The sequence below is a fragment of the Gellertiella sp. DMC107 genome, from assembly GCF_056313605.1.
Map to the genome: position 1 here is coordinate 487,056 of NZ_JBQUZZ010000002.1, position 16,325 is coordinate 503,380.

Below are 16,325 nucleotides of genomic sequence, written 5' to 3' on the forward strand. Positions count from 1 at the left end.
AAGACCGGAGAAATGAACAAGACCGAAGCCGCCTACAAGGCCTCGCTCGAACAGCTGGTTTCCTCCGGGGATGTCCTCTGGTTCAAGTTCGAAGGCGTCAAGCTGCGCCTCGCAGACAACACTTTCTACACCCCTGATTTTGCCGTGATGCAGTCCAATGGGCAGCTCGAAATGCACGAAGTCAAAGGCTTCTGGCAAGACGACGCGCGCGTGAAAATCAAGGTTGCCGCCGATCTTTACCCCTTCCGTTTCATCGCCGCTCGACCGCTCCCGAAGAAGGATGGCGGCGGCTGGTCTGTTGAGGTTTTCGAATGAACATTGTCTGGACAGATGAGAACACCGCCAAGCTGCGGGAAATGTGGGCTGCCGGTAATAGCGCCACGGTGATTGCCGAGCAGCTGGGCGGCGTGTCGCGCAATGCGGTGATCGGGAAGATCGCACGCCTTCGAAACCGGGATGACAGTATCGAGCGTCGGCCGAACCCCGCGACCGCCGGCCGGCCGCCGAAGGCTGTGAAGGTCGCCCGATTGCCACGGCTTAAACCGAAGCCAGTCAAGATCGGCTCTCATCCCATCACATGCGAACCGGTGGTGGCTGATGTCCTGAAGCCGGAACCGCTCAATCTAACGCTTGTCGAGCTGGAACGGTGTGCCTGCCGCTGGCCGGTCGATGGCGAGAAAGAACTGACGCTGTTCTGTGGTCATCGTCAGACTGAAGGCTCTTCCTACTGCGAATATCACAAGCGGGCTGCGCGGGGACGCGGAACCGTTTCCGAGCGCAACGTGATGAAGCTCTCGAAGGTGTTCTTCTGATGGGCCGCCGAAGCGATTTCCCACGCATCGCGCGTGATGCCTATCAGACGATCGATCCGAATGCTGTCCGAAAGCTGGTGCCGCATCTGCGCGGCATCAAGACCTTTGCCGAGCCGTGTGCGGGCGCAGGGTATCTGGTCGGCCAGCTGCAGGAGGCTGGGCTCGAATGCGTCTATGAGGGCGATATCGCCTATGGCTATGATGCCCTGGTCTATCCATTCGATCAGGACGCCAGCTTTGACGCGATCATAAGCAATGTCCCTTGGGATCGGCCGATCCTGCACCAGATGATCCTGCGCTTCCAGGCGATGGCGCCGACATGGCTTTTGTTTGACGCTGAGTGGGCACACACGAAGCAGTCAGCCCCGTTCATGGATCAGTGCAGCCATATCGTTTCTGTCGGCCGCCTCAAGTGGATCCCCGGTACGAAGATGACCGGGAAGGAGAGCTGTGCGTGGTACAGATTTCACGCGCAGCATACCGGCGGCCCGCGTTTTGTGGGGCGGGAGGTGGCGGCATGAGCTACTGGGAGTCTTTGGGCAAGTGCGATGAATGGTACACTCCCGGCTATATTTTCCAAGCTTTGGGATGCCGCTTCGACTTAGACGTTGCTGCGCCGGTAGAAGGGCCGCTGCACGTACCATGTGAAAGCTATATCTTTTCCTCGTCGCTAAACAGAGATTGGACTGGCTTTGTCTGGATGAATCCGCCGTTCGGCGGGAGAAACGGGCTAGTTCCATGGCTGAATAAATTTCTCGACCATGGAAACGGTATCGCTCTAGTTCCAGATCGCACTTCAGCGCCATGGTGGCAGGGATTGGCAGCTCGGGCCGACGCGCTTCTCTTCATTGCTGGCAAAGTGAAGTTTATCCGCCCCGATATGAGCGTTGGCGGTTCCCCATCAAGCGGCACTGTTCTGGCAGCCTGCGGAGAGGTGGGAGTGCAGGCATTGTTGTCTGCCGAGCGCAGCGGTTTGGGACTGTGCATGCGGAGGATGGCCAATGCATGAACGCATCTCCAGCCATGCCATTCTCCGCTACATGGAAAGAGTCATGCGCTTGCCGGTTCAGGAATGGGTCGGCGGCGATGACACCATTTCCGAGAGCGTCAAGGTTCTGCGCGTGTGCCAGCGCGCGGGGGCTTCCCTACATGCGATACAGCGGGAAATCCTGAATCCTTCTGTCCTGGCAGTCATGAAGGCAGGTTTTGCCAACTGCAGGATCAGGCAGGACCGCATCACCTATGTGGTCAAGGACGGCCATGTGATCACCGTCATGCGCGCAAATCCGATGAAGCCGAAGCGCCGCCCGCGTGAAGTGGAGGTGGATTGATGAGCAAGATGCCATGGGTCCGTTTTTTCCCTTCTGACTGGCTCGGCGGCACGCGCGGAATGAGCGCGGTCGAGACCGGAATCTACATCACCCTGATCGCCACCATGTACGAGCGCGGCGCTCCTATCGTTGAAGATCTTCCGCGCCTCGCGCGCCTGTGCGGTGCGTCAAATTCCACTTTCAAAAACGCTCTCGATGCACTTCTCGATGACGGGAAAATCATCCGCACGCCAGCGGGTCTGTGGAATGATCGGGTCGAAAAAGAGCAAGTCTACCTCTCGGAAAAGTCAGAGGTAGGTTCTCGCGCAGCAAACGCGCGCTGGCAGGGAAAACATAATAAAAACAATGCAGATACTTATGCGGACGCATTGCAAGCGCAATCCGAAGGCAATGCTAACCAGAAGCCAGATACCAGATATGAAAAAGAAGAACCTGACGGTTCTTCCAAAAAAAAGCGCGCTTCTCGATTGGCAGACGACTGGGTTCTCCCGGCGGCATGGGGACGCTGGGCGCTCGATCAGGGTCTTCCCGAGCAAATCATCCGCACCGAGGCGGAAAAGTTCAAGGACTACTGGCTGTCCAAGGGCGGCAGAGACGCCACGAAACTCGACTGGGAAGCCACGTGGCGCAACTGGGTTCGAAATGCTGGGCAGCGCCTGCCATCTCGCGGCCCGCCGGCCGCCGCACCCGGTCCCGATGGGCTGCACCGTGACAGCCAGGGCAGGGTCGCAATGTCGGATTTCACGGGGCTGTTGCTGGATCGAATAAGGGAACGCGAAGATGGACGCACGATTGAGGCCGATTACCAGCACGGAGCTGGCCATGGAGCTGAACAAGCTTTTCAGCGCTCTCGAGCTGAAGACCGGGAGCCCGGCATCCAAGATGGACGGTTACATCATCGCTTGCCAAGGCCTGCCCTACCAATCCTTGAAGCTGACGATTGAGGCGATCATTTCTGGAAACTTCCCGGAGTTCCGCAAGTGGTGCCCGACTGCTCCGGAGCTGGGCGCGGCTGTTCGCGATCATGCCGAGAACGTGAAGCGGCAGATATCGCTTGCCGAGGAGCGCTTGCAGATCGAAGACAGCAGGCCGGTGGCAGTGCCGGTGAAGCTGGTAGACCAGCGCGTTGCCGAGGCTCGGGCTCTGATGGCCGCAGAGGAGCGGGCCTTGTTGTTCACGGTCAGCAGCGACGCGGAATTCTATGCCCGTCGCCGGGAGGTGCCAGCAGGCGGGACCTATCGGGCCATCCTGTCAGCGGTTTACGGGCCGAAGGGATCGGCAAACCAAGCCCCTGCTTCGGCGGATGTCGAGTGGTGAAATCGGACAACTCTGGACAGGTATAGACAGGTTTAGACAGATGGCGATCACCCAGCGCAACGAAAAATATCTCGATATCTCGGATGTCTGCGAGCGGTTCGGCATTGCCCGCTCGACGCTGTATGTCTGGATGAAGGACGCGACGTTTCCGCCGTCCGTTGTCATCCGAAAGCGCCGGTACTTCAGCGAGCTGGCCTTAGCCAGGTGGGAAGCCGAGCGCGGCGGCGAGGATCCCGACATGCCCTCGCGCCTCCACGGCCTGAAGCCTGTCTCCGGGGTGATCAACGACTATCAGGATTTCGTGGATGCCATGATCAAGCGCCGGTCTGAAATCGGGATCAGCAGCATGGAGCTCGACGCCCGATCCGGAATGCAGGAGGGCTATGTCTCGAAGCTTGAGAATTTCGGCCGGCCACAGGGGCGTGGCATGGGGCCAGAGGTGTTCCCGCTGTGGCTGGGCGGGCTAAAGGTCGGGGTGGTGCTGGTCGAGCTGCCGAGGCGTCCGAGAAGGAAAAGCGGAAGCAAGGTTGACAGTTAGACATCCCGCGGTCGGCTAGCCGACCGCGGGATTTTTCTGGTCATTGCCACCAGCCGAAAGACCGGCCGAACGGGTGAATTCCTGATGCAACGGTGCCCAAAGTAACAAGCGTTGCGAGCCAGATCTGATAGATTTCCAGGCGTAGTTTGTTGCTCGTCACAACGGCTCTGCCGTGCCAGAACAACTGTCCTGTTTCATCATCAATTTCGAGGTGGTCGAAGTCGTCAAAGGCGATAGGTTTAAGTGCCATGTCCGCTGCCTCCTTTGCAGCCGACACTACTGATATGCCGAGTTTTTGGCCGAGTGAAAATAATCTTTCCGTTCCACAGTGATTCACAGGCCTTGACCGGCGATATCCACCAGATCATATACGGGCATGCGGCGAACGAAATGAGAACAAGCACACGAGGATTCGCCATGCGCTCAAGATATCCGGTCTTTGATGACCCCTTCACCTTCATGATCGAAATCGTTGATTCCCAAGGCAAGGCGACCGAAACGCTAGGCGGCGCGAACAACGGGATAGCGGCCAAGCGGGCATACGAGAGCTATCTTGAGCAATACGGACCGGAAGCCATGATCTGCCTTCGCCAAAAGGGGCGGGTCCTGACAAAAGGGTGCGGGGTCAGTTCCCGCCGATGGTGATCTGAGCAGGTTAGCCGTCGTGATGGAGGCAGTCTTGAATTTCGGCGGCTATCCCCTCAACCGTGTCTTGCAACTCTGCGAACAAGCGTGGTGAGCCACTTCAGCTTATAGTCTTTTTCGAACAATAACCAAGAAATGTAAGATATAATTATAACCGCAACGGGGTATACCGTTATCATAACCAAAACGTGTCGATAATTAATCGCAGATCCTTCGTTGAAAATATAGTAATTCCCAAACAGTATTACGGGCCAGTGCCATAGATACAGCGAGAATGATATTTTCCCGAGGAAGTGAAGAGCTGACATCAGCGGTCCGGATCGTTGCGGGAGAACTGCAAAAGAGAGAACCAGCAACGACACAGGGATGATCTTGATCAGCGCGTTGTTGTAACCAACTGTCAGATCTGGTTTCGTGAGTAGCCAGCCGATAATCAGAATGCCAAATGCTGCAAGAGGGAGGGCTTTCCCTGCTGCTTGCGTTCTCACCGTCGTCAGGAACGAGCCGAGGAAGAAGGATAAAGTAAGGCTCTGATTTTCCAGGACAGCGGGATTTGTGTACAGGAATAGGGCGCATGCGGCGGCAGTGAGCAGATTGACCAGAGTGGGTCTGCAGAGCGCCACAATGAACGCGACGATAAAGTAGAAATTCCATTCTATGACAAGCGTCCAACCTGGCCAGTTCCATTCACGCGCAAATCCAGTCATGCTGGCGAATATCAATCCAAGATCGTAGTTATAGTATCGAGGCCAAGGTGATCCTGGGTGCGTGGTCTGGTAATTGTAGGCAAGAATGACGCTGACCAAGACAGCCGGAGCGCATACCAAGGAAATGCGCAAAAATCTGTAATATAAAAACGTGATTGCGCTTCCATTCTCCGAAGAAAGCTTTTGCACGTAAAGGGTTATAACAAAACCAGAAAGCACAAAGAACCCTATCACGGCATATGTGCTTAGTTGCTGCATTATCGGCCACATAAACTCGAATGTGGCATAATCGAAGTTCCCGGGCCGCATGAAAGCTGAGTAACGGACATGAGCCATGATGTGATAGAGGAACACGGTGAAGGCACAGATCCCTCGAAAAATATCGAGGTTCCAGACTCTGCTGTGGCCCACTGACTTAGGCTGCTGGATACGCGCGCTGGCGCCCACGCTAGCTTCTGCAATCAACGTCAAGGCGAAGAACTCCCCAGTTTAATACTGCGAGATCGTGCTTGCATATTTGAGCGACATACTCAAGCAGCAACTAGGTGGTGTGAGTTGTAGATTCAGGTCATCCTATCTGGATGCTGACAGGCTGCTGTATCTTCAGCGATGTCGTCAGCCAGTCGAACTGTATGCCCATGGCCACCGCAGCACAGGCCAGTCGGTAGCGCTTGCGGGCCATGGGGTCGATGTCTTTGGCCGGGTTTTCGAAGTCCTTGATGCTCGATGCGCTGAAGCCTGTCAGCGCGGCCAGCTGATCGCGGGTCAGTTCCAACACCTCCTCGCGCCAATACCTGGCCAGCAGGTGTTCCGGGGCATCAGGCGAGGGCTTTTCCATGGGTGTATCCGCATTGCTGGCAGTCGCGGCACCATGCAGATTTTCGGTTTGCGTGTCCATGGTCATGCGGCCAACGCCCGTTCGCGTGCGGCCATGGTTTCGGGCGGTACCATCATGAAGCTGCCGCGTTTCTTCAGATAGCCGTCCTCGACGGCGTGAATGGCAAGCCAAGCGCCTTCAGGGCCGCGCAGCCGGATGTTTGGTGATATCCCCTGCTGGCAGCGGCCCGGGGACATGCCATCACCAAGGATAGCGCCGCGGCTACGGTCGGCCGGCTCTTCGGCCTCGAGCTGCTGCATGATCTGCCGGGCAGTCTTGGTGGATAGGCTGCAGCATTCGATGTGGAAGCGGACAGCACGGAAGATTTCATCTGTGCCTGTCAGGTGCGCCGTGTCCATCAGGTGTGACCAGTGCTTGTTGTCGCACAGGTCTACAGCATGCCACCATCGGGGCAGCTCGCCACGGTCTCGGCCGAACTCGTCGTGATCCTGCCACACTGCGCGGATGCCGGATCGCTGCTCGATCTCCTCAAGGAATGGCGCGACAAACTCACAATCCCACAACCTCGGATGCCGCAACAGCAGCTGGCTGGATGCTGTCTTGGTCCGGTCGCGGTCCATGAACTCGACAGGGAACCGGTACAGGCGAGACGGGAAGGGGACATGCAGCTTGCTGGTTAGGCCGCGGTTGAGGTTCAGCAAGAACTCGTTGTGCTCCAGCTTCGCGCCCAACAGCGCCTCTTTCAACGGATCGGGCAAGGCCACCGGTGCGGCCGGCGTTGCGGGAGTCGCGTTGTTACCGAAGAAATCGAATGCCAATTGGTCGGCTGATGCTTTGCGCGCCATTGCTCGAAACCCTGATGTGATGGTAAAAGCGGGCATCCTTTCTGTGAGGATCGCCCGCAAGGGTGTGGCCGGGCGCTGGCAATTCGCCCGGCCGTTTCGTTTCAGGCTGCACGGCCCAATGCGGCGCCATAGTGATCAGCGATAATTCGGTTCATGTCGCGCACCAGATCGGCCCGCTTGAACCACACGTGCATCGTAGACTTGCGGAACCAGCGGAACCGGAAATACTCGGTCTCGCATTCGGACTTGCCCTCACGCATGGCTGCGCCCGCGATCTGTGTGGCGTCAGTCTCGAACGGCTTGCCGTCGAGCTGGTGCATGATCCTGTCGAGGTCTCGCACGATGTCGATTGCTTGGCTGCCGTAGCTGCTGCTGTACCACGTTGCATGGTTCATGTAGTGGGACACGGCATAATCAAGGATCATGCGGGTCCCAACGTGGAAGCTGTCGTTCGACTTGAACCCGTTCGGGGCCGACTTGAACGCATTCACCACGCTCTCGTTAAAGATTGCCCCTGCGTTGCTCATCTTGTCGGCAAAGGTCGCAAAGGCTGTCTCGACGGTGAATTCCGGCGGGTTGTCCTCAAGCAGCTTCTGGAATTCGCCCTTCTGCTTCGCGCCCATCAGTGCGCCAAGGCCGGATGCCATCAGCAGATTGTTCCAGCAGTCGCGATCAACACCCTTGCGCCATTCTTGCGCCTGTGAGTTGGTCGAGAACCTTGACCTGCTGGGAGAGGCCAGCGCCTGTGCCCCGCCTGCATACTGAAAAGAGGGGGCTGCGCGCTTTGCTGCTGCGTTTGCGGCCTCAATGGCTGCCTCTGCCTGGGCGAATGCCTCAATGGCTCGCATCCGGTGCGCGACCAGCTCTTCAATGGATGCTTTGCGAATGATGTCAGTGCTCATGGATGTCTCCGCTTCTGTGAGGGGTTTCGGTCTGGCAACCGGATAAGGGCTCGAAAGCCCTTGCCCTGATGTCAGGCGCTCAGCAGACCCTGCAGCGTCACCAGCAGTGCGGGACGGTTGGCAATCGCTGCCTTGCGCTGCCGAGCCAAGTTGATCTCGTCCGCCTTCTTAATGGCGAGGCGCATGAACTTGAGGTGCAGACTGTATTCCCCGGCGCGGTCGAGCTTGTCGGCCATATCGAGCAGCTTTGTCTGGGCAGCGTTCATCAGGGCGATCTCAGCGTCAGCCAGCGCCAGCAGCGCGGGCTTCTTGATCAGCAGCTTGGAGAGAGTGTTGAACATGTCGGCATTCCTTCTGTGAGTGAGTGAGACCGGCTGGCATCCGGTATCAGCACCATCCCACAGGCCCCCAATTCTGTCAAGCAGCACAGACATTAAATATCCATAATAGCGACAAATAGGGATATTAACCGCTGCGACTCGTGCCGGCTGAAACAGGCAAAACAGACATTAAATATCCATCACGGAATGTTACAAATTGTAACTTATGATCAACAACGTTGAAATCATTGGATAATAAACCTGTGCTTTGACAACGCCTGTCCACAGGGGCCACCATCGCGCGGCGTTCCTCCCCCTTCGGCTCTCGCCAACGCCTCCTCTCCATAGCGAAAGTGAGCGCCGACCAAGGCAGCGAACGAAAGCGATCAACGAGCACAGCGAGAGACAGACAGCGATGGTCATGCCCTCGAAGAAGTCCGTTCAGGACCATGCACAGGCAGCGCAGAAAGCAGCTGCTCTCCTCCGGAAAGAAAAAAAAGAGATCGTCCTGACCGAGAAGAACCGGCAGGCAATCGAGCTGATGGTGTTCGAGGGGCTCAAGCGACCGGATGCCGCTCAAGCCGTTGGCCTGACTGATCACGCCCTTCGCACCGCTCTCACCAAGCCTCATGTCCTTGCTTACATGAACGAGCAGATGGAGGTGTTGCGAACGAGCCTCCGCCCTCGTGCGCTGCAAACGATGGAAAAGCTTCTCGATGCCAGCGGTGACAGCACCAAGTTCAAAGCGGCCGAATACCTCGACGGAATGAACCGAGGAAGCCACACGGTCGGCGCTGCTCAGGTCAACGTGCAGATCAACAACAACGTCCAGCTCGACACGCCGGGCTACGTCATCAAGCTCGCTCGAACGGGCGGCAATGAGACGGAGCAGATAGAGCATCTGGGGCAAGGCGAGTCTAACCGGTTAGGATCATTGAAGAATGTTCCTTCCGATGATTGAGGAACGCGGCCCCGTACCCCCTTCGTTCTCGTCCGGAGCCGCGATTGAGGGGGGTGGGGGCAAAAACGGGCGAAAACTTCCCAGTCCACCCCCAACCAATCGATTTCCGACTTTGGGGAAAGGGGATCGGATTTTTTTTATCAGCCATGGAGAAACGCGATGAAGGTCCGATTGCTGGATGAGGTTGCAGAGGCGTGGCGGTTTCTGCCGGGTGATGAGGACCGGCCGCTGTGGGTTCTGGACGCGCTTGTGCGGGGGATTCTGTACTGGAGCGGCGGGGATCCCGGCTATTTCACGCTGGTGGCGCTGACGGGAAATTATCGGGTTCGGCCGGGCGACTGGATTGTGTGCTGGCCGAATGGGCGGCTTGAGCACTTCAAAGCTGATGATTTCGCGGAACGGTTTGAGGTGGTGGCATGACCGAGCTGAAAATCGTGGCCTTCGATTCCAAGGCTGGGCTGAAAGCAGATGTGGTCGAGAAGGCTCGGGAGCTTCTGGCAATGGCTGAGGCGGGGGAGCTTGTCGATCTGTCTTATGCGTCGGCGGCAATCGACGGGGGGATGGTGGTAGGGTTCACCGGAACGGATGATGCGCCCCGGCGCCTAGCTTCCGTGTCGCGGCTGCTCCACCGACTTCATTGCCAGATGGACAGGGATTCGGGCGCATGCTGATCATTGAGCCGCCCCGCCCCAAGGAATTGCCGAAGATCGAGCGGGATGCAGCCGGCCGGAAGATTTATCAGCCTGACGGTGATGTGCTGATCGACTACCTGGAATGCCGGAAGCACGTTTCCATCATCCGCGGGTCCATCGGCTCCGGGACCTCCACTGCGTCGATCATGAAGATGTACATGATTTCGATGGAGCAGGCGCCGCAGGCAGACGGGATCAGGCGGACGCGGTGGGTTGTTGTGCGCAACACGTTCCCCGATCTGAAGGAAACGACGGTCAAGACCTGGCTCGACTGGTTCCCGGAAGAGCAGTACGGGCGGTTTTTCTGGAATCGGCCGTTCCGTCACGAAATCAAGATCGGCAACATGGAGATGGAAGTCATCTTCATCGCGCTCGACAGCCCGGAAGACGTTCGCAAGATGCGATCGCTCGAGGTGACGGGCTTCTGGTTCAACGAGTTGGAGTTCATCGAGAAGGACATCCTGGACGAGGCGGAGTCCCGAACGGGCCGATATCCGGCGGTGAAGGATGGCGGGGCAACTTGGGACGGCATCATTGCCGACATGAACGCGCCGCGCGAGGATCATTTCATTCCGTTGATGATGGGCGAGGTTCCCTTGCCTGATGATTGGACGGAAGAGGAACGGCTCGCATATCGGAAGCCCGACAACTGGGGCTATCACGTGCAGCCGGCGGCGATGCTGGAGATCAAGGATTCGGGCGGCCAGCTGCTCGGGTACAAGATGAACCCGAAGGCCGAGAACACGAAATGGCTGAAGCCGGGCTATTACGGCGAAAAGATCCGCGGCAAGTCGAAACAGTGGATCGACAGCCGCGTGATGAACAAGATCACGGTCTACGTGGATGGCAAGCCGGTCTGGGGGCAGTTCAGCGAAGAGGCGCATGTCTCGAAGCAGCCTCTTGAGCCGATTCCGGGCTGGCCGGTCTATGTGGGGCTCGACTTCGGGAGGAACCCGGCTTGTGTCGTCGGGCAGCTGGTGAACAACCGGTGGCGGATTTTTGCCGAGCTGACGGCGCGCGATGTCGGCGCGTCGATCTTTGCGCCGCTGGTGAAGCAACTGCTCGACCGGCGGCTGGGCAACTGGCATCTCGGGAATGGCCGAAACGAGCAGGGCAATGGCTTCTCTGTCGAATTCTTCGGTGATCCGAAGGGCGATGACGGCACCCAGGCCGACGAACACACGGCTTACGACATTTTCCGCAATCACGGCATGCCGGTGCGGCCGGCGCCGGTCAAGAACAACCACATCCAGACCCGGATTGAGGCTGTCGAGTATGCCATGATCACGATGGTAAACGGCGTTCCGCGCTTTCTGGTGTGCGGCACGAACTGCCGGACGCTGAAGGTGGCCTGTGCCGGCGGGTATCATTTCGCCCGCATCAAAGGCACCTCCCGGCACAAGGAAACGCCCGAGAAAGACCGGTATTCCGACATTTCCGACGCCTGCCAGTACATGGTTCTGGGTGCTGGTGAGGGCAGAGTGGCAACCGGACAGGAGCGCCGCGGCGGTCGCGAGCCTGTTGACGTCCGGATCAGACAGAAAACGAGGCGGCGCGGTGGCTTCTGACGGAATTAACGGCGGGATTCCTGCCGATCAGCTCGAACCGGCAGACTGGTACGTCGTTTTTCACACGAAGACGCACCGACGTTGGCTGAGTTGGCTGGCGATGGGGCGTTTCAAGCATGTTTCCGCCTTTGGCTGGGTGCCGAGAGCGCAAACCTGGGTGTTCTTCGATTTCAATCTGGATCGCAGTCGGATCTATGTGGTGGGGAACCACGAAGCGGACGGCATGCTGGCGGCTTTTGCTCACGGAAACACGATTGTCCGCATGGCGCGGCCCCTGATCCCCGGCAACAAGATGCGCTGGAGCGTGGGCATGTGGTGTGTCCCCGCCGTCGCTCATCTCGTCGGGCTGCCGCTGAGTGCTTTGCGCCCGGACACCCTCTTTCGGCAATGTCTCGCCCATGGTGGCGAGATAATGTGACCGGAAGGATAGAAAAATGAAGCCGAAAATTGACACTGATCCGGAACTGGTTCGGCAGCAGCTGGCGGCTTCCTCTGCAAAAGTGAAATCCATTCAGGATCGGCTCTCGACCGAAACGGATCAGTCGCTGCGCTATTTCGGCACGCGCCGAGCCATGGCCGGCGTGAAGTCCTCGCCGCTTATTGCAACGAAGTGAGGGCGGCATGGCCGATGATATGAAGAGGCTGGCTGAAGAAGCGAGCGCAAAACTGAAGGAGGCCCGAGAGCAGAAGGCGACAAGTCGCCCCGATCTGCAGGAGGCCTATTTCTTCACGCGCCCCCGGCTCTCCTACAGCGTGGATTCCACAAGCCGAGCTTCCCGCCGCAGGAGTGAGCAGAGTGAAGAACTCGCGACAGGTATCGGATCTGAGGTTTCCGAGGACTTTGCGACGGAAGTCATATCCGCATTTTTCCCGCAGGGAACGAACTGGGTCGAGTCCTCTCTCGATGAATCCGAAATCGCTGGGCTGGGGCTTGAGCCGTTTCAGGTCGGGGAGCTGATCAAGAAGGCGATGGCGCGCGATCGGAAGATATTCTCAGCGATCCGGGCTTCCAACTTCGATGCCGAGCTTGGCACAATTCTCGATCCCCACGCGGCTGTCGGCACGATTGCGCTGTGGGTGGACAAGCCTTTCAACACGCGCCCAATCACCGTGAAGCATATCCCGCCGAATGAGCTGGAATTCAACGTCGAGGAAGATGGCAGCGTTGGGGACCGGTTCCGCATCCGGCATGCGCGGACTGCCAAGCTGCGCTCCATCCTTCCCGGGATCAAGTTCCCTGAGAAGATCGAACGAAAGATCAGGGACGCGAAGAACAGCACTTCCGAGGTGGCTTGGTGCTTCTGGCGCGACTGGTCAGATCCAGAGGCAGACCTCTGGAAACATGTCATCCTGGTCGACGGGATCGCTGTTCATGAGCAGGATCTCGAAGGCGAGGGGTGCTTGCCCCTGATCATCGCGCGCATGTCCCCCGATGCAAGTTTTGCCTGGGGCTTCGGTCCTTCGATCAAGGCTCTACAGGAATATCGCGTTCTGGATGTCATCACGGCCGGCACTCAGGATCGTGTCGATATCGCGATGAATCCGCCCGTCACCTATCCCGATGATGGAATTCTGAATTTTGAAGGCGGCATCGAGGCGGGCAAGGCCTATCCCGCACGGCCTGGATCGGGCAAGGACATCGCCCCAATCTACTTCGAGGGCAACCCGGATCTCGGATTTTACACCGCATCAGATCTTGAGCGGCGTATCCGGAGGAAGCATTTCGCTGACTATCCGGAGCAGAAGGGCGACACGCCGCCGACAGCCACCCAGTGGGCCGACGAGATGGTGAAGAGCCAGCGCCGCATCGGAACGCCGGGCAAGAAGTTCTGGCGCGAGGGCCCATATGCGATCTATCGCCGGTTCGAGTGGCTGCTCGACAAGGACGGCAAGATAGAGCCGTTGGAATTCAAAGGCAGGGCGGTGACCCTCTCCGCAAACAATCCGGCCACACAGGCGGCCGACAATCAGAAAGTCATGGTGGCGGGTAATCTCCTCACCATGGCGAAGAGCTATTTCCCCGAAACGGCTCAGGCGGCCATCGATGAGCTGAAGACCATCGAGAAGTTCAAAGGCGCGATGAAGGACGAGCTCGTTGTTCTGCGCGACGAACAGCAGGTCAGGGAAATGGTCGGTAACATTCTTGGCGCCGCCCAACAGGCGGGCGTCGTTCCGCAGGGGTAACCATGGCTCGCTTCAAGCTCAATGACGATGACGTTCGGGCCGCGCTGTCGTGGTTCGAAAAACAGCCGCAGGGCAAGGTCTTCTTCTCGGCGCTCCAGAGCGTTGTCGAGGAAATCGGCCCCACCGAGACCTGTGCTTTGCACGCTCACAACGCTCGCCGCACATTCGCTGCCAATCTGATTGCGATGGCAGAGGTAGGTACGAGCGATGACGGAACAGCAGAAGGTGAGCGGAGAAATGGGAGTGGAGTCCCGACACGAAAGACACTGCGGCGAGGCCCCTCGGCACGGGGCTAGCGCAGGCGCATTCGTGCTTTCTTCTCCGTTCGGACCGCGTATCATGTTGGCTCCCGAAGGGGGTGCGGCGGGTGCCGGTGGAGCTGCCGATGGTGGCGCCGCCGGCACCGATCCCGCCCCGCCCGTCGCTGATCCGGCCGCTGGGGCTGCGTCTGCCGCCCCGGCCGAGCCGGCTGCGAAACCGGAGCGCCCTGACTATCTCCCCGAAAGCTTCTGGGACGCCGAAAAAGGCTTCAAGGCGGACGAGTTCAACGAGCTGCTTGCCTTCAAGGCCGAGCGCGATGCCAATATGGCGCAGGTCCCCGAAACCAAGGACGGCTACCGGGTCTCTCTGCCTGCCGATTTCAAGCTGCCCGATGGGGTGACGCTGCCGGAAGGGCAGGAGATCGGCATCAACGAAGATGACCCGCGCATCGCGTTCGCCCGCGATTTCGCCCACTCCCGCAACATGAGCCAGGCCGACTTCGAGCAGATGCTTGCGCTTGGCGTGCAGATGGACGCGGCGCAGCACCAGAATTTCTCGGAAGCCCTTTCGAAGGAAGTCGAGAAGCTGGGGCCGAAGGGCAAGGAGCGGGTTTCCGCAGTCACCACCTGGCTTGGCGCGAAGATCGGCGGGGAGTTGGCGGGCGCGCTGGCCCCGATGCTCTACAGCGCAAAACAGGTCGAAGCTTTTGAGGCGGTAATGCGCCTCAACAGAGGGCAGATCCCGGGCAATCCGGGTTCTGGGCGCGATGCAGTAGGCGGTAGCCAGAAAATCGAAGGCTACGAGATCATGAATTTCCGTCAGCGCATGGCCGCCATCGACGCCATGGGCCGGAAGTAAGGAGCAACTTTTATGGCTATCACACCGATCCCCTCTTCCATCTCCGCGCCGATCTCGCTGGCCGAATACGCCAAGACCCTTGATGAATCCTCCCGTGAGCGGGTGTTTGTCGAGAACATGGCTCGCACTTCGGACTTGCTGGCGGCATTCCCGTTCCTTCCGGCCATCAACGGCAAGAAGGAATTCATGGATATCGGCCGTCTGCCGAGCGTCGGCTTCCGTAATTTCAACGCACAGGGCAACAAGGACACCGGCTCCTTCAACCTGCGCGAAGAAGACACCTTCCCGATTGATGAATTCGTGGAAGTGGACCGCGCGCTGGTGGATCGCCTCGGCCCCGATCATCGCTACAAGCAGATGGAGCTGAAGAATATCGCTCTCGCGCAGTTCGCCTCCCAGATCATCATCAAGGGCGACAACTCTGCGACCGGCGCCAAGCAGCCGAACGGTATCCAGACGCGCTGCAACCAGCTGAACGTCAACCTGTTCAACAACTCGGCGGCGTCCGGCGGCGCGGCTCTGTCCCTGACCAACCTGGACATGCTGTACTGGTCGGTCAACAAGCCTACCCACTGGCTGTTCCCGCGCACCCTCATGCCGTTCCTCGATGCGGCCGCGCGCAACACCACGCTTACCGGTCAGTCGCTGGCCTATGACGCAGCTCCGGACGAGTTCGGCCGCCGTATCATGCGCTACAAGGGCCTGCCGATCCTGTTCGGCTACGAGCCCGACGATACGCCCGATCTGCTCCCCATGACGGAAGTCGCTGCCGGCGGCGGCGGCGCTGTCACCGGATCCATTTACTGCCTCTCGCTTGGCGATGGGAAGTTCTACGGCATCGAGCAGACCCCGCTCAATGTGGGCGAGTTCCAGCGCCAGGTCGGCACGCCGTTCGATGTCGCAGAAATCAAGTGGGACTGGGGTATTGTTCGCGAGCATCCGCGCGCGTTCAGCCGCCTGACCTCGATCACCGCAGCAACCATCGTGGCGTAAGCCACGGTGGGTTCTGCAAAGCGAAACCTATCAGGAGTCTGAGCTATGCCTCTTTCGCAGTCCACTCTTCCCTCTGTTGTCCCGGATTGGGATGTTCCTTTTGATGTCGTGACCGCGTTTGCCAATGGCCAGACGCTGACCGCATCGGGTTACATCAACGCGATCCAGGCCCAGGTCGATATCGGCGTTGGCCGCTGGATCGGCAAGCTGTGCCTCGATATCTCGGCGCTCGATCTTTCGTCCGGTGACGAAACCTATCGTATCCTGCTGCTGGGCTCGAACGACGCGGCTTTCGCCAACGGCAACGTGGAGCTTCTGGCGTTCCAGGACTTCGCCGCGGCAACCGCCGGCCGGCTGCTCCCGACTGTCTGCCCGCCGTCGAATGCGGTCCCCAGCACGGGCAAGAGTTCCAGCCGCTTCATCGTGCCGGTGACCAACCAGCGCGGCATCTTCACCTTCCGCTATCTCCAGCTGTATCTGGTGGCAGCGGGCACCACGCCGTCCATCACGCTCGCCGCATGGCTGGCCGGTGACCTGAGCTGCTAAGGCAGCT

25 protein-coding genes are annotated in these 16,325 nt (G+C 58.8%); 19 read left to right on the forward strand and 6 right to left on the reverse strand.

The features are described 5' to 3' along the window. Positions 1-12: 12 nt before the first annotated feature. Genes ACT54B_RS07815 through ACT54B_RS07850 form a run of 8 tightly spaced genes read left to right on the forward strand, consistent with a single transcriptional unit; the run spans position 13 to position 3,998 of the window. A complete protein-coding gene (locus ACT54B_RS07815) occupies positions 13-315 on the forward strand; it encodes a PDDEXK family nuclease (RefSeq protein WP_476044085.1) in 303 nt (100 codons plus the stop codon). Then, the gene (locus ACT54B_RS07820; RefSeq protein ID WP_476044086.1) at positions 312-812 is read left to right on the forward strand and encodes a GcrA family cell cycle regulator; all 501 of its coding nucleotides are present in this window, start codon (positions 312-314) and stop codon (positions 810-812) included. Before ACT54B_RS07815 ends, ACT54B_RS07820 begins: the two co-directional genes overlap by 4 nt. Next, a complete protein-coding gene (locus ACT54B_RS07825; RefSeq protein ID WP_476044087.1) occupies positions 812-1,333 on the forward strand; it encodes a hypothetical protein in 522 nt (173 codons plus the stop codon). The genes ACT54B_RS07820 and ACT54B_RS07825 overlap by 1 nt, the downstream gene beginning before the upstream one ends. After that, a complete protein-coding gene (locus ACT54B_RS07830; RefSeq protein WP_476044088.1) occupies positions 1,330-1,821 on the forward strand; it encodes a DNA N-6-adenine-methyltransferase in 492 nt (163 codons plus the stop codon). Before ACT54B_RS07825 ends, ACT54B_RS07830 begins: the two co-directional genes overlap by 4 nt. After that, a complete protein-coding gene (locus ACT54B_RS07835) occupies positions 1,814-2,143 on the forward strand; it encodes a hypothetical protein (protein WP_476044089.1) in 330 nt (109 codons plus the stop codon). The genes ACT54B_RS07830 and ACT54B_RS07835 overlap by 8 nt, the downstream gene beginning before the upstream one ends. After that, entirely contained in the window at positions 2,143-3,087 is a 945-nt protein-coding gene (locus ACT54B_RS07840; RefSeq protein WP_476044090.1) for a YdaU family protein, read from the forward strand. The genes ACT54B_RS07835 and ACT54B_RS07840 overlap by 1 nt, the downstream gene beginning before the upstream one ends. Next, positions 3,071-3,460, forward strand: coding sequence for a hypothetical protein (locus tag ACT54B_RS07845; protein ID WP_476044091.1), 390 nt, complete (start codon positions 3,071-3,073; stop codon positions 3,458-3,460). Before ACT54B_RS07840 ends, ACT54B_RS07845 begins: the two co-directional genes overlap by 17 nt. Before the next feature lie 40 nt (positions 3,461-3,500). Beyond that, complete coding sequence (locus ACT54B_RS07850) at positions 3,501-3,998, forward strand: helix-turn-helix transcriptional regulator (RefSeq protein ID WP_476044092.1); 498 nt, start codon at positions 3,501-3,503, stop codon at positions 3,996-3,998. Positions 3,999-4,038: 40 nt separating this feature from the next. On the opposite strand, the gene ACT54B_RS07855 is transcribed toward ACT54B_RS07850, so the two are convergent. Next, positions 4,039-4,248 carry a hypothetical protein gene (locus ACT54B_RS07855; RefSeq protein ID WP_476044093.1) on the reverse strand — a complete coding sequence of 70 codons (210 nt, stop codon included), beginning with the start codon at positions 4,246-4,248 and terminating at the stop codon, positions 4,039-4,041. A gap of 92 nt (positions 4,249-4,340) precedes the next feature. Between ACT54B_RS07855 and ACT54B_RS07860 the strand changes: the two genes are divergently transcribed. Next, positions 4,341-4,643: a hypothetical protein gene (locus ACT54B_RS07860; RefSeq protein WP_476044094.1), complete on the forward strand. Its 303-nt coding sequence runs from the start codon at positions 4,341-4,343 to the stop codon at positions 4,641-4,643. Positions 4,644-4,699: 56 nt separating this feature from the next. On the opposite strand, the gene ACT54B_RS07865 is transcribed toward ACT54B_RS07860, so the two are convergent. The 5 genes from ACT54B_RS07865 to ACT54B_RS07885 all read right to left on the reverse strand — a co-directional run bounded on the left by ACT54B_RS07865 (position 4,700) and on the right by ACT54B_RS07885 (position 8,276). Next, positions 4,700-5,821: an acyltransferase family protein gene (locus tag ACT54B_RS07865; protein WP_476044095.1), complete on the reverse strand. Its 1,122-nt coding sequence runs from the start codon at positions 5,819-5,821 to the stop codon at positions 4,700-4,702. A gap of 97 nt (positions 5,822-5,918) precedes the next feature. Beyond that, complete coding sequence (locus ACT54B_RS07870; protein WP_476044096.1) at positions 5,919-6,254, reverse strand: helix-turn-helix domain-containing protein; 336 nt, start codon at positions 6,252-6,254, stop codon at positions 5,919-5,921. Then, on the reverse strand, positions 6,251-7,033 hold the full coding sequence (locus ACT54B_RS07875; protein WP_476044097.1) for a hypothetical protein: 783 nt from the start codon (positions 7,031-7,033) through the stop codon (positions 6,251-6,253). The genes ACT54B_RS07870 and ACT54B_RS07875 overlap by 4 nt, the downstream gene beginning before the upstream one ends. Positions 7,034-7,134: 101 nt before the next feature. Then, positions 7,135-7,935, reverse strand: a complete 801-nt coding sequence (locus ACT54B_RS07880) for a DUF4942 domain-containing protein (RefSeq protein WP_476044098.1) — start codon at positions 7,933-7,935, stop codon at positions 7,135-7,137. A 71-nt stretch (positions 7,936-8,006) separates the two neighbouring features. Continuing rightward, complete coding sequence (locus ACT54B_RS07885; protein ID WP_476044099.1) at positions 8,007-8,276, reverse strand: hypothetical protein; 270 nt, start codon at positions 8,274-8,276, stop codon at positions 8,007-8,009. A gap of 394 nt (positions 8,277-8,670) precedes the next feature. On the opposite strand from ACT54B_RS07885, the gene ACT54B_RS07890 reads away from it, so the two are divergent. The 10 genes from ACT54B_RS07890 (at position 8,671) to ACT54B_RS07935 (ending at position 16,318) form a co-directional block, all read left to right on the forward strand. Then, on the forward strand, positions 8,671-9,216 hold the full coding sequence (locus tag ACT54B_RS07890; protein WP_476044100.1) for a hypothetical protein: 546 nt from the start codon (positions 8,671-8,673) through the stop codon (positions 9,214-9,216). Between the two features lie 159 nt (positions 9,217-9,375). After that, positions 9,376-9,636: a hypothetical protein gene (locus ACT54B_RS07895; protein ID WP_476044101.1), complete on the forward strand. Its 261-nt coding sequence runs from the start codon at positions 9,376-9,378 to the stop codon at positions 9,634-9,636. Further along, positions 9,633-9,887, forward strand: a complete 255-nt coding sequence (locus tag ACT54B_RS07900; protein ID WP_476044102.1) for a hypothetical protein — start codon at positions 9,633-9,635, stop codon at positions 9,885-9,887. Before ACT54B_RS07895 ends, ACT54B_RS07900 begins: the two co-directional genes overlap by 4 nt. Then, positions 9,881-11,476: a hypothetical protein gene (locus ACT54B_RS07905; protein ID WP_476044103.1), complete on the forward strand. Its 1,596-nt coding sequence runs from the start codon at positions 9,881-9,883 to the stop codon at positions 11,474-11,476. The genes ACT54B_RS07900 and ACT54B_RS07905 overlap by 7 nt, the downstream gene beginning before the upstream one ends. Next, positions 11,466-11,894 (forward strand): hypothetical protein, encoded by a 429-nt coding sequence (locus tag ACT54B_RS07910; protein WP_476044104.1) that lies wholly within the window; start codon positions 11,466-11,468, stop codon positions 11,892-11,894. The genes ACT54B_RS07905 and ACT54B_RS07910 overlap by 11 nt, the downstream gene beginning before the upstream one ends. A 16-nt stretch (positions 11,895-11,910) precedes the next feature. Beyond that, the gene (locus ACT54B_RS07915; protein ID WP_476044105.1) at positions 11,911-12,090 is read left to right on the forward strand and encodes a hypothetical protein; all 180 of its coding nucleotides are present in this window, start codon (positions 11,911-11,913) and stop codon (positions 12,088-12,090) included. Between the two features lie 7 nt (positions 12,091-12,097). Next, complete coding sequence (locus tag ACT54B_RS07920) at positions 12,098-13,660, forward strand: portal protein (protein WP_476044106.1); 1,563 nt, start codon at positions 12,098-12,100, stop codon at positions 13,658-13,660. Positions 13,661-13,999: 339 nt separating this feature from the next. Next, complete coding sequence (locus ACT54B_RS07925) at positions 14,000-14,779, forward strand: hypothetical protein (protein ID WP_476044107.1); 780 nt, start codon at positions 14,000-14,002, stop codon at positions 14,777-14,779. 12 nt (positions 14,780-14,791) lie between these two features. Then, complete coding sequence (locus ACT54B_RS07930) at positions 14,792-15,772, forward strand: major capsid protein (protein ID WP_476044108.1); 981 nt, start codon at positions 14,792-14,794, stop codon at positions 15,770-15,772. A gap of 45 nt (positions 15,773-15,817) precedes the next feature. After that, on the forward strand, positions 15,818-16,318 hold the full coding sequence (locus ACT54B_RS07935; protein WP_476044109.1) for a hypothetical protein: 501 nt from the start codon (positions 15,818-15,820) through the stop codon (positions 16,316-16,318). Positions 16,319-16,325 lie beyond the last annotated feature (7 nt).

Coding starts and splice junctions, on each gene's coding strand:
- ACT54B_RS07815 (WP_476044085.1), top strand. CDS start 13: ATGAACAAGACCGAAGCCGCCTACAAGGCCTCGCTCGAACAGCTGGTT.
- ACT54B_RS07820 (WP_476044086.1), top strand. CDS start 312: ATGAACATTGTCTGGACAGATGAGAACACCGCCAAGCTGCGGGAAATG.
- ACT54B_RS07825 (WP_476044087.1), top strand. CDS start 812: ATGGGCCGCCGAAGCGATTTCCCACGCATCGCGCGTGATGCCTATCAG.
- ACT54B_RS07830 (WP_476044088.1), top strand. CDS start 1,330: ATGAGCTACTGGGAGTCTTTGGGCAAGTGCGATGAATGGTACACTCCC.
- ACT54B_RS07835 (WP_476044089.1), top strand. CDS start 1,814: ATGCATGAACGCATCTCCAGCCATGCCATTCTCCGCTACATGGAAAGA.
- ACT54B_RS07840 (WP_476044090.1), top strand. CDS start 2,143: ATGAGCAAGATGCCATGGGTCCGTTTTTTCCCTTCTGACTGGCTCGGC.
- ACT54B_RS07850 (WP_476044092.1), top strand. CDS start 3,501: ATGGCGATCACCCAGCGCAACGAAAAATATCTCGATATCTCGGATGTC.
- ACT54B_RS07855 (WP_476044093.1), bottom strand. CDS start 4,248: ATGGCACTTAAACCTATCGCCTTTGACGACTTCGACCACCTCGAAATT.
- ACT54B_RS07870 (WP_476044096.1), bottom strand. CDS start 6,254: ATGACCATGGACACGCAAACCGAAAATCTGCATGGTGCCGCGACTGCC.
- ACT54B_RS07875 (WP_476044097.1), bottom strand. CDS start 7,033: ATGGCGCGCAAAGCATCAGCCGACCAATTGGCATTCGATTTCTTCGGT.
- ACT54B_RS07880 (WP_476044098.1), bottom strand. CDS start 7,935: ATGAGCACTGACATCATTCGCAAAGCATCCATTGAAGAGCTGGTCGCG.
- ACT54B_RS07885 (WP_476044099.1), bottom strand. CDS start 8,276: ATGTTCAACACTCTCTCCAAGCTGCTGATCAAGAAGCCCGCGCTGCTG.
- ACT54B_RS07890 (WP_476044100.1), top strand. CDS start 8,671: ATGGTCATGCCCTCGAAGAAGTCCGTTCAGGACCATGCACAGGCAGCG.
- ACT54B_RS07895 (WP_476044101.1), top strand. CDS start 9,376: ATGAAGGTCCGATTGCTGGATGAGGTTGCAGAGGCGTGGCGGTTTCTG.
- ACT54B_RS07900 (WP_476044102.1), top strand. CDS start 9,633: ATGACCGAGCTGAAAATCGTGGCCTTCGATTCCAAGGCTGGGCTGAAA.
- ACT54B_RS07905 (WP_476044103.1), top strand. CDS start 9,881: ATGCTGATCATTGAGCCGCCCCGCCCCAAGGAATTGCCGAAGATCGAG.
- ACT54B_RS07915 (WP_476044105.1), top strand. CDS start 11,911: ATGAAGCCGAAAATTGACACTGATCCGGAACTGGTTCGGCAGCAGCTG.
- ACT54B_RS07920 (WP_476044106.1), top strand. CDS start 12,098: ATGGCCGATGATATGAAGAGGCTGGCTGAAGAAGCGAGCGCAAAACTG.
- ACT54B_RS07925 (WP_476044107.1), top strand. CDS start 14,000: ATGTTGGCTCCCGAAGGGGGTGCGGCGGGTGCCGGTGGAGCTGCCGAT.
- ACT54B_RS07930 (WP_476044108.1), top strand. CDS start 14,792: ATGGCTATCACACCGATCCCCTCTTCCATCTCCGCGCCGATCTCGCTG.
- ACT54B_RS07935 (WP_476044109.1), top strand. CDS start 15,818: ATGCCTCTTTCGCAGTCCACTCTTCCCTCTGTTGTCCCGGATTGGGAT.